Origin of the sequence: Mycolicibacterium iranicum (assembly GCF_014190915.1) — a bacterium.
Classification (GTDB): Bacteria; Actinomycetota; Actinomycetes; order Mycobacteriales; family Mycobacteriaceae; genus Mycobacterium; species Mycobacterium iranicum_B.
The window spans coordinates 120,743-133,315 of record NZ_JACHVU010000006.1; the positions used below are offsets into that span (position 1 = coordinate 120,743).

Consider the following 12,573-nt stretch of genomic DNA (forward strand, 5'->3'; position numbering starts at 1 on the left):
TAACGTCGCAGACCATGGAGCAACGCGTCAGCCTGATCACGCTCGGAGTCGACGATCTGCCGCGCGCCCGCCGTTTCTATGAGGACGGCCTCGGCTGGGTCCCGGCTGCTGCGCCCGAAGGCGTGGTGTTCTATCAGCTGCCCGGTATCGCCCTGGCCCTGTTCGGCCGCGCCGACCTCGCCGAAGATGCCCACCACCCCGTCGACGGCCGGTTCAGCGGCATCACGATCGCGATCAACCAACGCTGCGAGGCAGACGTCGACGCCGTGCTCGACCAGGCCGAGGCCGCCGGTGCGACGATCCTCAAACGTGCGGAAAAGGTGTTCTGGGGCGGTTACTCGGGATACTTCGCCGACCCGGACGGCCACGTGTGGGAGGTCGCGGTGAACCCGCAGTGGACCATCAACGACGACGGCACGCTGACGATCTGACCCTCACCGAGACCGACTCTGCGCAGCGCAAAGACGAGAGAACCCCTCCGTCCAGTCAGTGTCGGCGCGGGACGACCGCGCACTAGCGACCGCGCTGCGCCCGGCCGGGCTTGCGGGCCACCTTCCCCGCCGCCGCGCGGGCAGCCTGCTTGGCCAAGGTCTTCTCCCGGGCGGAGCGCTTGGGGGCCGGCTCAGCCTGCCCGCGTGAGGATCCTGCTCTGCGACCGCGGACGATGCCGATGAACTCCTCGAGCGCCGCCGACTGCGGCCCTTCCGGAAAAGCCAGCACGACCGGGCAGGTGGGCACGTCGGTGATCGGGCGGTACGTCAGGTCCTTGCGGTGATGCAACCGCGCCAGGGATTGGGGCACGATCAGCGCACCGACCCCGGCAGCGACGAGTTCGATTGCGTCGGCGGTGGTTTCGGGTCGATGGTCGACCGGCGAACCGATGCTGTCGGCCCGGGTGACGACGGTGTCGAGCGGTAGCAGCGTCGGCTCACCGTCGAGGTCGGTCGAGGTGATCGCGCCGACGGCGCTGAGGAGGTGCTCGGCCGGCACGACCGCCACCGTCGTCTCCTCGTAGAGCGGGATGAGCGCGAGGCCTGTCGTGTCGGCCGTGGTCGGCCGCAGCACCGCGACGTCCACGGCACCGTCCCGGACGTCGGCGGCCGCGTCGGCCGCGGCGACACCGCGCAACTCCAGGGGCGCATCGGGGTGACGCTCCGTCCAGATCCGGGCCCACTTCGCGGGGGTCGCACCAGGGACGTACCCCAGGGTCAGCGAGGGCGGTGAAGGCGGAACCACCGCATCAGGCTATCGATAGGCTGACACCATGAGCAGGCCGAACGCACAGTCCATGAAGCCCGCCACTGCGGCGAAGAAGCTCGACGTGTACCTGCCCGCCACACCTGCGGAGTTCCAGGAGAACGCGATCACCCGCGGTGAGCTCGAGGCGCTGCAGGCGGACCCCCCGCAATGGCTCAAGGACCTCCGCAAGAACGGGCCGCATCCGAAGAATCTCGTCGCGGCCAAGCTGGGCGTCTCGATCGCGGGCCTGGCGCGCGGCGGTGTCGACGAAGCCCTCACCACCGAACAGATCGACGCGCTGCTCGAGGAGAAGCCGGACTGGCTGATCGCCGAGCGCGAGAGCTATCAGAACGTGCTCCGCGAGCAGCGTCGCATCAAGGCGCTGCACGCCGACAAGGCCCGGGAAGGCTGAGCGGCCTCACATACGACGGTGCGGCGCCGTCCGCAGCACGAAGCGTGTTGCGAAGGACACCGCACGGTCGACGTCAGGAGCGCGTCACAGCATGCAGCTGACGCAACCCTCGACTTCGGTTCCTTCGAGGGCCATCTGGCGCAGCCGGATGTAGTACAGCGTCTTGATTCCCTTGCGCCAGGCGTAGATCTGCGCTTTGTTCACGTCGCGCGTGGTGGCGGTGTCCTTGAAGAACAGCGTCAGGCTCAGACCCTGGTCCACGTGCTGGGTGGCCGCGGCGTAGGTGTCGATGACCTTCTCGTAGCCGATCTCGTAGGCGTCCTGGTAGTACTCCAGGTTCTCGTTGGTCATGTAGGGCGCCGGGTAGTAGACGCGCCCGATCTTGCCTTCCTTGCGGATCTCGACCTTGCTGGCGATCGGGTGGATCGAGCTCGTCGAGTGGTTGATGTAGGAGATCGACCCGGTCGGCGGGACGGCCTGCAGGTTCTGGTTGTAGATGCCGTGCTCCTGCACCGACTGCTTCAACAGCTTCCAGTCGTCCTGGGTCGGGATGCGGATGCCGGCGTCGGCGAACAGGCCGCGGACCTTGTCGGTCTTGGGCTCCCACACCTGGTCGGTGTACTTGTCGAAGAACTCTCCCGACTTGTACTTCGACTTCTCGAACCCGCCGAACGCCGTACCCCGTTCGATCGCAAGGCGATTGGAGGCGCGCAGCGCGTGGTAGAGCACGCAGTAGAAGTAGATGTTGGTGAAGTCGACGCCCTCGTCGGAGCCGTAGAAGATCTGCTCCCGCGCCAGGTAGCCGTGCAGGTTCATCTGGCCCAGGCCGATCGCGTGTGAGGTGTTGTTGCCCTGCTCGATCGAGGGCACCGACCAGATGTGGGTCTGATCGCTCACCGCGGTCAGCGCGCGGATGGCCACCTCGATGGTCTGCGCGAAGTCCGGCGAATCCATGGCCTTGGCGATGTTGAGCGAGCCGAGGTTGCAGGAGATGTCCTTGCCCACCTTGGCGTACGACAGGTCCTCGTTGAACAACGACGGCGTGGAGACCTGCAGGATCTCCGAGCACAGGTTCGAGTGGGTGATCTTGCCCTCGATCGGGTTCGCCCGATTCACGGTGTCCTCGTACATGATGTACGGGTAGCCCGACTCGAACTGCAGCTCGGCGAGCGTCTGGAAGAACTCGCGCGCCTTGATCTTGGTCTTGCGGATCCGCGCGTCGTCGACCATCTCGTAGTACTTCTCGGTGACCGAGATGTCGGCGAACGGAACGCCGTACACACGCTCGACGTCGTACGGCGAGAACAGGTACATGTCCTCGTTCTTCTTCGCCAGCTCGAACGTGATGTCAGGGATCACCACACCGAGGCTCAGCGTCTTGATGCGGATCTTCTCGTCCGCGTTCTCACGCTTGGTGTCGAGGAAGCGGTAGATGTCGGGGTGGTGGGCATGCAGGTACACCGCGCCGGCACCCTGCCGGGCGCCGAGCTGGTTGGCGTAGGAGAACGAATCCTCCAGGAGCTTCATGATCGGGATGACACCCGAGCTCTGGTTCTCGATGTTCTTGATGGGGGCGCCGTGCTCGCGGATGTTGGAGAGCAGCAGGGCGACTCCGCCGCCGCGCTTGGACAGCTGCAGCGCCGAGTTGATGGAGCGGCCGATCGACTCCATGTTGTCTTCGATGCGCAGCAGGAAGCACGACACCGGCTCGCCGCGCTGCTTCTTGCCCGAGTTCAGGAATGTCGGGGTGGCGGGCTGGAACCGGCCGTCCATGATCTCGTCGACGAGCTGCTCGGCCAGCGTCGTGTCACCGGAGGCCAGCGTCAGCGCCACCATGACGACGCGGTCCTCGAAGCGTTCGAGGTAACGCTTTCCGTCGAAGGTCTTGAGCGTGTAGGAGGTGTAGTACTTGAACGCGCCGACGAACGTCGGGAAGCGGAACTTCTTCGCGTACGCGCGATCGAGCAGTCCCTTCACGAAGTTGCGCGAGTACTGGTCGAGCACCTCGCGCTCGTAGTAATTCTTCTCGATCAGGTAGTCGAGCTTCTCGTCCTGGCTGTGGAAGAACACCGTGTTCTGGTTGACGTGCTGCAGGAAGTACTCCCGCGTCGCCTGGACGTCCTTCTCGAACTGGATCTTGCCGTCTGCGTCGTACAGATTCAGCATCGCGTTCAGCGCGTGATAGTCCATCTCCCCCGGGAGCGCGTGCGCGCCGGTGGTTACAGGTTCTGCAGCTGTGACGGTTGGTGGCACGACTGTTCCCTCCAGAAGTCTTTCAAGCCGGCGCGGACGGCGAAGACGTCGTCCGTGGTTCCCATGAGTTCGAAGCGGTAGAGATACGGGACGCCACACTTGCGCGAGACCACGTCGCCCGCGTAACCGAATTCGGCCCCGAAGTTGGTGTTTCCCGCGGCGATCACGCCGCGGATCAACGATCTGTTGTGTGCGTTGTTCAGGAACGCGATCACCTGCTTGGGGACATATCCCCCCGCGTCGGGATCGGGTCCGTTGGCGTGGCCACCCCCGTAGGTGGGCACGACCAGGACGTACGGGTTGTCGACCTGAATCCGTTCCTTCAAGGGGATCCGGATGGCAGGGAGCTCGAGCTTCTGTACGAAGCGGTGAGTGTTCTCCGACACGCTGGAGAAGTAGACGAGATTGCTCACGATCACCTCTCCGATGTCACCTGGTGGATTCACTGCTCAGCCATGGCCCGTGCCGGGCCACCGGACTACGCGGTGGCCGCGACCGCCGCCAGCGCCTTGATCCGGTCGGGACGGAACCCCGACCAGTGATCGTTCCCGGCCACCACGACCGGCGCCTGCAGGTAACCCAGGGCCATGACGTAGTCGCGCGCCTCGCTGTCGAGGCTGATGTCGACGACCTCGTAGGCGATGCCCTGCTTGTCGAGGGCCTTGTAGGTGGCGTTGCACTGCACGCAGGCCGGCTTGGTGTACACGGTGACGGGCGCTGACTGAGTCATCTGCGGTACGGCTCCTATCGCGGAAGAATGGCTGGGCTGGCAACTGCCGGCGTCGTGCGTCTCGCTATGTATCAGCGACCCGGAGGTCCCCGAAATTCCTGGCCGGCCGGGCAGTGCACCTGCGGGCCTGGACACCGACTCCGCCGGAACTTCTGACTCCGGCCAACCCCTAGATCTTGGGGGTCTGTCGGTGTTCGAAACACTACACCTGGTGTCCGACATTCAGAAGAGATACAAGATGTTCTGAATGACATTTCTGAAATTCCCAGGTCGTAACCAGTGTGGCGCAGATCGGACCGGCGTGTCGCACGTCACACCGGCGTGTCGCGACACCCACCCGCCCACCACTCTCAGGTCTACCCCCGGGCACCGACACGGCTGCGTCACCCTCCTGACGACCCCAGGCCTGCGGCGCCCTCCAGCAAACATCGCCGACACCGTGTCCCCGGCCCAGCAGTCACCCCCGCCTCCTACGGAGACGGGGGTGACGGACGAGCTCTGCGGCGATCGGATCCCGCGGAAGCGGGTCAGCCGATCTCGGCGGCCAGTTTGTCGACGATCTCCCGCAGGCGATCGGCCACCTCGGCGTTCTCACGGGGGTGCTTCCCGTCGAGCGTCTTGGCCGGGATCGACAGCTTGAGGTCCTCGACGACGCGCGGACCGGCGATGCCGAAGGACTTGCGCGTCTCGTCGTGCGCCCACACCCCGCCGTACTGGCCCAGCGCCGTCCCGACGACCGCGAGCGGCTTGTCCTTCAGGGCACTGTTGCCCCACGGGCGTGACAACCAGTCGATCGCGTTCTTCAACACCCCCGGGATGCTCCCGTTGTATTCGGGTGTGACCACCAGGGCCGCGCCGGCGCGCGCCGCCGCTTCCCGCAGCGCGGCCACCGGCTCGGCCACGCCGCCGTTCTCCTCGTCGTTGTCGATGTCCTCGTTGTAGAAGGGCAACTCCCCCAGCCGGTCGAACACCTCGAGCCGCACCCCGTCGGGGGCGGACTCGACGGCCAGTTCGGCCAGCTGCCGGTTGATCGAGGCTGCACGCAGACTTCCGACGAGTACCAATACCGTGCTGTGGGCGGTGTCCGACATCGTTCTCCTTAGGTCGCTTCGGGCCATACTCCCATCGGAAAACCGGACTGCAGTCCGTTCTATTCCGGCTGAGTTAAAGTTGCCAGGTGAGCGTCGCGGAGAACCGGAACGTGCTGCCGGTGCTGCCGGACGGCGATTCGGGGCCCGCCGAGCGCGGCGACGCGGCACGCAACCGCGCCCTGTTGCTCGACGCGGCACGCCGCCTGGTCGGCGAGCGCGGCGCCGAAGCCGTCACCACCGACGACATCGCCGCCGCGGCCGGGGTGGGCAAGGGAACCCTGTTCCGCCGGTTCGGCAGCCGCGCCGGGCTGATGATCGTCCTGCTCGACGAAGACGAGAAAGTTCAGCAGGAGGCCTTCCTGTTCGGGCCTCCTCCGCTGGGCCCCGGGGCGCCCCCGCTGGAGCGGCTCCTGGCCTACGGCCGCGAGCGGCTGCGGTTCGTCGAGGCCCATCACGCACTGCTCTCCGACGTCAGCCGGGACCCCCAGATGCGCTTCAACGCGCCGATGATGCTCCACCACAGCCATGTCCGTCTGCTGCTCCAGGCCGCGGGCACCTCCGGCGATCTCGACACCCAGACCACCGCGCTGCTGGCGCTGCTCGACGCCGACTACGTCCATCACCGGCTCACCGAGGAGGGCCGTTCGCTGCAAGACCTGGGCGACGCGTGGGAAACGGTGGCGCGCAAGATCTGCGGCTCATGACGCTGTCGGGTGCGGGCCCCGACCACTGGATCCTGCACGTCGACCTCGACCAGTTCCTGGCATCGGTCGAACTGCAGCGCCACCCCGAGCTCATCGGACTGCCGGTGATCGTCGGTGGCAGTGGAGATCCCACCGAGCCTCGCAAGGTGGTCACCTGCGCCTCGTACGAGGCGCGCCGGTTCGGCGTACACGCCGGGATGCCACTGCGCGCGGCCGCCCGCAGATGCCCGGACGCGACGTTCCTGGCGTCGGACGCCGAGGCGTACGACGCCGCATCGGAACGTGTGATGGGCCTGTTGCGCGACCTGGGTCATCCGGTCGAGGTGTGGGGCTGGGACGAGGCCTACGTCGGCGCCCACGTCGAGGATCCACACGCGCTCGCCCATCGGATCCAGGACGTCGTCGCCTCGGAGACGGGGCTGTCCTGTTCGGTCGGGATCAGCGACAACAAGCAGCGCGCGAAAGTGGCGACCGGGTTCGGCAAGCCGGCCGGGGTGTATGCGCTCACCGACGACAACTGGATGGCCACGATGGGCGACCGGCCCGTCGATGCGCTGTGGGGTGTGGGGCCCAAGACGTCGAAAAAGCTTGCCGCGATGGGGATCACGACCGTGGGCGATCTCGCGTCCACCGACGCCGCGGTGCTGACGTCGGCGTTCGGCCCCACGACCGGGCTCTGGATCCTGTTGCTGGCCAAGGGCGGCGGCGACACCACCGTCAGCGCCGAGCCGTGGGTGCCCCGCTCACGCAGCCACGTCATCACGTTCCCGCAGGATCTGACCGACCGCGCCGAGATGGAGGCCGCCGTTGTCGACCTCGCCCAGCGCACCCTCGACGAAGTCGTCGGTCAGCAGCGGGTGGTGACGCGGGTGGCGGTCACGGTGCGCACGAAGACGTTCTTCACCCGCACGAAGATCCGCAAACTGGCCACACCGACGACCGATCCGGCCCCGATCCGCGACACCGCGATCGGCCTGCTCGGGGACTTCGAGCTCGACCGTCCCGTCCGGCTGCTCGGCGTGCGCCTCGAGCTGGCGATGGACGGCGCGGCCGCACCGGCTGTCACCGCCGGCCGCTAGCGTCGCAGCCATGCTTGAGACGGTCGCCATCCGCGGGTACCGCTCCCTGCGGGACCTGGTGCTCCCGCTGCGGAGGCTCACCGTCATCACCGGTGCGAACGGCACCGGTAAGTCGTCGCTGTACCGGGCGCTGCGTCTGCTCGCCGACTGCGGCCGCGGTGAGGTCATCGGGTCGTTCGCCCGCGAAGGCGGGGTCGAGTCCGCGCTGTGGGCGGGTCCGGAACACCTCGGCGGCGCGCGGCGCACCGGCACCGCGCAGGGCGGGCCCCGCACCAGACCGGTGTCGATCGAACTCGGTTATGCCGCCGATGATTTCGGCTATCTGATCGATCTCGGCCTACCGCAGGCCCAGCAGACCGCGTTCGCCCGCGATCCGGAGGTGAAACGCGAGCTCGTCTTCGCGGGCCCAGTCGCGCGCCCGGCCACCACGCTGGTGCGCCGGGTGCGGGGACTGGTGGAGGTCGCCTCCGAATCCGGCAGGGGCTTCGACGAGCTGGCCCGCAACCTGCCCGCGCACCGCAGCGTGCTCGCGGACTGGGCGGGCGCCGCGCCCGAGCTCGTGATGGTCCGGGAACGGCTGCGGGACTGGCGGTTCTACGACGGGTTCCGCGCCGACAGCCACGCCCCGTCGCGTCTGCCGCAGGTCGGCACCCGCACACCCGTGCTCGCCGACGACGGGGCCGATCTGGCAGCGGCGGTCCAGACGATCCTGGAGACGGGCACCGATGACCTGGCCCGCGCGGTGGCCGCCGCGTTCGACGGGGCCACGGTCTCGGTGACGGGCAGCGACGGCCTGTTCGATCTGCAACTACATCAGCGCGGCATGCTCCGGCCGCTGCGCAGCGCCGAGATCTCCGACGGCACACTGCGCTTCCTGCTGTGGGCCGCCGCGTTGCTGAGCCCGCAGCCGCCGTCGTTGATGATTCTCAACGAGCCGGAGACCTCGCTGCACCCCGATCTGGTGCCGCCCCTGGCCGACCTGATCGGCGCCGCTGCCACCCGGTCGCAGGTGGTGGTGGTGACGCATTCGGCGACACTGCGCGAATGCCTGGGCGCACAGCCGCTGGGTTCGGACGGCGATGCGTGGGAGGTCGAACTCTACAAGGACTGGGGCGAGACGAAGGTGGCCGACCAGGGCCTGCTCACCACCCCGCCGTGGGACTGGGGCAGGAGGTGATCTTCAGCGCCGCGTGCTCTTTGGCCTCAGGGCCCGCGTGAACAGTGGGTTCACCTGCTTCATCGCCACGCTGTAGGGCCCCCACATCGTGCGCTTGAACAGATACAGCGCGCGGATGTCCGTGGAGGTGTAGATCAGGTAGCGGTTCTTGACGACACCCTGCAAGATTTTCTCGGCGGCGACCTCCGGGGACACGGCGTGACCGGAGAATCGTCCCGTCCACTTCTGCACCCGCGGATCGTCGCGGTCCACACCCGCGATACGCACGGTGTCCACCAGCGGTGTGCGGACCGCGCCGGGAACCACCACCGACACCCCGATGCGGTACCGGGCGAGATCGAAGCGCAGCACCTCGGACAACCCGCGCAGACCGTACTTGCTCGCGCTGTAGGCGGCGTGCCACGGCAGCGCGACGATGCCCGCAGCCGAGGACACGTTGACCAGATGGCCCCCGCGGCGGGCCTTCATCATCGGCGGCACGAACGCCTCGATCACGTGGATGGGCCCCATCAGGTTGATGTCGATCAGCGACTTCCAGTCCTGATGGCTGAGCTTGTCGACGGTGCCCCATGCCGAGATGCCGGCGATGTTCATCACCACGTCCATCGCCGGATGACGGGCATGGATGTCGTTCGCGAACGCCACCACCGCGTCGTAGTCGGAGATGTCGAGGGCGCGGTGTTCGGCCACGACTCCCCCGAGCGCACGCGCATCGGCGACGGTGACCGCCAGACCCTCGGCGTCGCGGTCGGTCAGATACAGCTGGGCGCCGTGGGCCGCCAGCTTCAGCGCCGTCGCCCGCCCGATCCCGCTCGCCGCGCCGGTCAGAAAGCACCGCTTGCCGGCAAAACCCTCAGATCCGCTCCGCTGCGCCATATGACGTGACACTACCGGCGCACTCATCGGCCAATGAACGTCGCACGCAGGGCGATTCCGAATAGCATGCGGTGATGATCAAGAACGGCACGCGGTTGCAGAGTCAGGTGTGCGAGACGCAGGTCATCGTCGTTCGCAGCGCCGACAGCCTCGACGACCTGCGCGCAGGCGGCGCGCCGATGGTGGCCCTCGACGCCGAGAAGGATTCCGGGCTGTCGCTGGATCCGGAACTGTCCGGCGGCAATGCGATGGGCAATCGCTATGTCGACGACGGTGGCGCCGAGGTCCTCGTCACCAAGGCCGGCGCGGGAACGCTGACGGTCGGTTCGACGCCGCTGAACCTCAAGGAAGCCAAGCCGCTGCCCGCCAGCGACTAATCCCCTGTGTGGGGCCGCAGGTTGTCGCCGCCCCAGAGGCTGCTCAACCAGAGGCGCTCCACGATCTCGATGGCACGCTCGGGATCCTCTCCCCGTCCGACGAATCCGCTGTCGTGAGACAGCGTCATCGAGGTCACCGCGGTCAGGGTGCGCACCAGGGAGGTGAGGTCCGACGAGATCGGCCGCGCTCCCGAGTCCTGCTCGACGAGCCCGACGATCTTGTCGACGACCGTGGTCTGGAAGTCGTCCATGATCTCGCGGATCTGTGCGTCGGTGCTGCGGGCCAGGTTGCACGCACCCATGATCGGGTCGTTGGACGCGAAGACGGTCGCAGCGTAGCCGACCATCCGTTTGGCGAAGGCCGACGGCGACTCCCCTTCTTCGCGCGGCGTGTAGTGATGGGTGAGCTTGTCCAGCTCGGCCATCGCCTCGGCCACGATCACGGCGAGAACCGCGTACTTGGAGTCGAAGTAGAAGTAGAAGCCCGATCGGGCGACGCCGGCGCGTTCACTGATGGTGCTCACCGACAGATCGGCGAACGAGCGCTCCTGGAGCAGCTCACGGACGGCCGTGATGATGGCGTCCCGCTGCCGGTCACCTCGGCTGCGCCGCAGATCGGTGGGTTCGGCCGTCATGGGTGTCAACCTTGGCATCGCTGCACCTCCCGGCACAAACTCAGGGAAACTTGACAGGCGTCAAGTTCTTCTACCAGGATAAGGCCCACGTGACATCGGCCACAGCCCTTCACCCAAAGGAGTGTCGAAGATGCCGACCATTTCCACCACCGATTACCTGGTTGACCAGGCTAAACGGCGCCTGACACCGTCGATCAACAATTTCCCCGGGATGGGCTACCTCGAGCGGCGTCTGCTCGAACGCGACTGGCCCCAGCACACGCTGGCCGAACCGCCCGCGGGCAGCGACCTGAAGCCGGTGAAGGGCGACTCCGGTCTGCCGGTGATCGGCCACATGATCGAGATGTTCCGCGGTGGGCCCGATTTCTCGCTGCACATCTACCGCAAGCACGGTCCGCTCTTCTACGTCGATTCCCCCGCCCTGCCCTCGGTGGCCGCCCTGGGACCCGACGCCGCGCAGGCCGTCTACTCCAACCGCAACAAGGACTTCTCCCAGCAGGGCTGGGTCCCGGTGATCGGGCCGTTCTTCCACCGCGGACTCATGTTGCTCGACTTCGAGGAGCACATGTTCCACCGCCGCATCATGCAGGAGGCGTTCGTCCGCACGCGGCTCGTCGGCTACACCGAGCAGGTCGACAAGGTCGTCTCGCAGGTGATCGCCAACGACTGGGTGGCCAACGACGCCCGCTTCCTGATGTATCCGGCCATGAAGGAACTGACACTCGACATCGCGTCGATGGTGTTCATGGGCCACGAGCCGGGCTCCGACAAGGAGCTGGTCACCAAGGTCAACAAGGCCTTCACCACCACCACCCGGGCCGGCAACGCGGTCATCAGGACGCCCGTGCCGCCGTTCACCTGGTGGCGGGGCATGCAGGCCCGCAAGCTGCTGGAGAACTACTTCGAAGCCCGGGTCAAGGAGCGCCGCGGCAAGGACGGCTCCGACCTGCTGACCGTGCTGTGTCAGACCGAGGACGAGGACGGCAACAAGTTCTCCGACGAGGACATCGTCAACCACATGATCTTCCTGATGATGGCCGCGCACGACACCTCGACGTCGACGGCCACCACGATGATCTACCAGTTGGCCAAGCACCCCGAATGGCAGGAGCGTTGCCGCGACGAGTCCGACCGGCTCGGCGACGGACCCGTCGACATCGAGTCGCTGGAGAAGCTCGAATCGCTGGACCTGGTGATGAACGAATCGATCCGGCTCGTCACACCGGTGCAGTGGGCGATGCGCCAGACGGTCCGCGACACCGAACTGCTCGGCCACTACCTGCCCAAGGGTACGAACGTCATCGCCTACCCCGGCATGAACCACCGCCTCGAGGAGCTCTACCCCGAGCCGATGAAGTTCGACCCGGAGCGCTTCACCGAACCGCGCAACGAACACAAGAAGCACCGGTATGCGTTCAGCCCGTTCGGCGGTGGTGCCCATAAGTGCATCGGCATGACCTTCGGCCAGCTCGAGGTCAAGACGATCCTGCACCGGCTGCTGCGCAAGTACCGGCTCGAGGTGCCGAACCCGAACTACACGACCGAATGGGATTACGGCGGCATGCCCGTGCCCAAGGACGGCATGCCCATCGTCCTGCGGCCGCTGCACTGATCCGCGTGCCCGGATCCCGCGCCCGCGTCGCCGACGCCGGCATCGTGTCACTGGCGGCGATGCGGATCGGCATCGGCGCCCTGGCCTGGGTGCGTCCCGAGGCGGCGGCGACCCTGTTCGGCCTGCGGCCTCCCGACGGCCAGGCGCGCTATCTGTGGCGGCTGTTCGGTGTCCGCGACGTCCTCGTCGGACTCGGGACGGTCGCCTCGACCGGGCCGCGCCGCCGGACCTGGGCCGGCGTGGGACTGGCCTGCGATGTCGCCGACGGTGCGGCGGGGGCTCTGAGCCGCCGCGACGTCACGTCCACGAGCGCGGCGGCCATGATCGGCGTTCCTGCGGCCGCGGTGGCCTTCGGCGGCTGGGCCCTCGGCCGACGCTCCTGATCCGC

15 protein-coding genes are annotated in these 12,573 nt (G+C 67.2%); 8 read left to right on the forward strand and 7 right to left on the reverse strand.

What is annotated here, in order from left to right; genetic code table 11:
• Positions 1-14: 14 nt before the first annotated feature.
• A complete protein-coding gene (locus tag FHR72_RS15050; protein ID WP_183469371.1) occupies positions 15-431 on the forward strand; it encodes a VOC family protein in 417 nt (138 codons plus the stop codon).
• A gap of 82 nt (positions 432-513) precedes the next feature.
• On the opposite strand, the gene FHR72_RS15055 is transcribed toward FHR72_RS15050, so the two are convergent.
• Positions 514-1,236: a LysR family transcriptional regulator substrate-binding protein gene (locus tag FHR72_RS15055; RefSeq protein WP_183469373.1), complete on the reverse strand. Its 723-nt coding sequence runs from the start codon at positions 1,234-1,236 to the stop codon at positions 514-516.
• Between the two features lie 28 nt (positions 1,237-1,264).
• Here FHR72_RS15055 and FHR72_RS15060 point away from each other — a divergent pair, with 28 nt between their 5' ends.
• The gene (locus FHR72_RS15060) at positions 1,265-1,651 is read left to right on the forward strand and encodes a DUF5997 family protein (protein WP_183469375.1); all 387 of its coding nucleotides are present in this window, start codon (positions 1,265-1,267) and stop codon (positions 1,649-1,651) included.
• Positions 1,652-1,735: 84 nt separating this feature from the next.
• On the opposite strand, the gene nrdE is transcribed toward FHR72_RS15060, so the two are convergent.
• The 4 genes from nrdE to FHR72_RS15080 all read right to left on the reverse strand — a co-directional run bounded on the left by nrdE (position 1,736) and on the right by FHR72_RS15080 (position 5,725).
• Positions 1,736-3,904, reverse strand: a complete 2,169-nt coding sequence (gene nrdE, locus FHR72_RS15065) for a class 1b ribonucleoside-diphosphate reductase subunit alpha (protein ID WP_183469377.1) — start codon at positions 3,902-3,904, stop codon at positions 1,736-1,738.
• A complete protein-coding gene (gene nrdI / locus FHR72_RS15070) occupies positions 3,871-4,317 on the reverse strand; it encodes a class Ib ribonucleoside-diphosphate reductase assembly flavoprotein NrdI (protein ID WP_183469379.1) in 447 nt (148 codons plus the stop codon). Before nrdI ends, nrdE begins: the two co-directional genes overlap by 34 nt.
• Positions 4,318-4,382: 65 nt before the next feature.
• Positions 4,383-4,634 carry a redoxin NrdH gene (locus FHR72_RS15075; RefSeq protein ID WP_183469381.1) on the reverse strand — a complete coding sequence of 84 codons (252 nt, stop codon included), beginning with the start codon at positions 4,632-4,634 and terminating at the stop codon, positions 4,383-4,385.
• A gap of 527 nt (positions 4,635-5,161) precedes the next feature.
• Entirely contained in the window at positions 5,162-5,725 is a 564-nt protein-coding gene (locus tag FHR72_RS15080) for an NAD(P)H-dependent oxidoreductase (RefSeq protein WP_183469382.1), read from the reverse strand.
• An 86-nt stretch (positions 5,726-5,811) separates the two neighbouring features.
• Between FHR72_RS15080 and FHR72_RS15085 the strand changes: the two genes are divergently transcribed.
• From FHR72_RS15085 to FHR72_RS15095, 3 genes are read left to right on the forward strand one after another with little or no spacing between them, the layout of a single operon-like run.
• Positions 5,812-6,429, forward strand: coding sequence for a TetR/AcrR family transcriptional regulator (locus tag FHR72_RS15085; RefSeq protein WP_183469384.1), 618 nt, complete (start codon positions 5,812-5,814; stop codon positions 6,427-6,429).
• Positions 6,426-7,508 carry a DNA polymerase IV gene (locus tag FHR72_RS15090; RefSeq protein WP_183469386.1) on the forward strand — a complete coding sequence of 361 codons (1,083 nt, stop codon included), beginning with the start codon at positions 6,426-6,428 and terminating at the stop codon, positions 7,506-7,508. The genes FHR72_RS15085 and FHR72_RS15090 overlap by 4 nt, the downstream gene beginning before the upstream one ends.
• Positions 7,509-7,518: 10 nt before the next feature.
• The gene (locus FHR72_RS15095) at positions 7,519-8,685 is read left to right on the forward strand and encodes an AAA family ATPase (RefSeq protein WP_183469388.1); all 1,167 of its coding nucleotides are present in this window, start codon (positions 7,519-7,521) and stop codon (positions 8,683-8,685) included.
• A 3-nt stretch (positions 8,686-8,688) separates the two neighbouring features.
• Here FHR72_RS15095 and FHR72_RS15100 read toward each other — a convergent pair whose 3' ends face one another.
• Positions 8,689-9,561: an SDR family oxidoreductase gene (locus FHR72_RS15100; RefSeq protein WP_183469390.1), complete on the reverse strand. Its 873-nt coding sequence runs from the start codon at positions 9,559-9,561 to the stop codon at positions 8,689-8,691.
• Between the two features lie 74 nt (positions 9,562-9,635).
• On the opposite strand from FHR72_RS15100, the gene FHR72_RS15105 reads away from it, so the two are divergent.
• On the forward strand, positions 9,636-9,938 hold the full coding sequence (locus FHR72_RS15105) for a hypothetical protein (protein WP_183469392.1): 303 nt from the start codon (positions 9,636-9,638) through the stop codon (positions 9,936-9,938).
• On the opposite strand, the gene FHR72_RS15110 is transcribed toward FHR72_RS15105, so the two are convergent.
• Entirely contained in the window at positions 9,935-10,573 is a 639-nt protein-coding gene (locus FHR72_RS15110; RefSeq protein ID WP_183469394.1) for a TetR/AcrR family transcriptional regulator, read from the reverse strand. The two genes, FHR72_RS15105 and FHR72_RS15110, sit on opposite strands and share 4 nt — an antisense overlap.
• Before the next feature lie 130 nt (positions 10,574-10,703).
• Here FHR72_RS15110 and FHR72_RS15115 point away from each other — a divergent pair, with 130 nt between their 5' ends.
• Entirely contained in the window at positions 10,704-12,185 is a 1,482-nt protein-coding gene (locus FHR72_RS15115) for a cytochrome P450 (protein WP_183469396.1), read from the forward strand.
• A gap of 5 nt (positions 12,186-12,190) precedes the next feature.
• Positions 12,191-12,568, forward strand: a complete 378-nt coding sequence (locus tag FHR72_RS15120) for a DUF4267 domain-containing protein (RefSeq protein ID WP_183469398.1) — start codon at positions 12,191-12,193, stop codon at positions 12,566-12,568.
• The last annotated feature ends 5 nt before the right edge of the window (positions 12,569-12,573 follow it).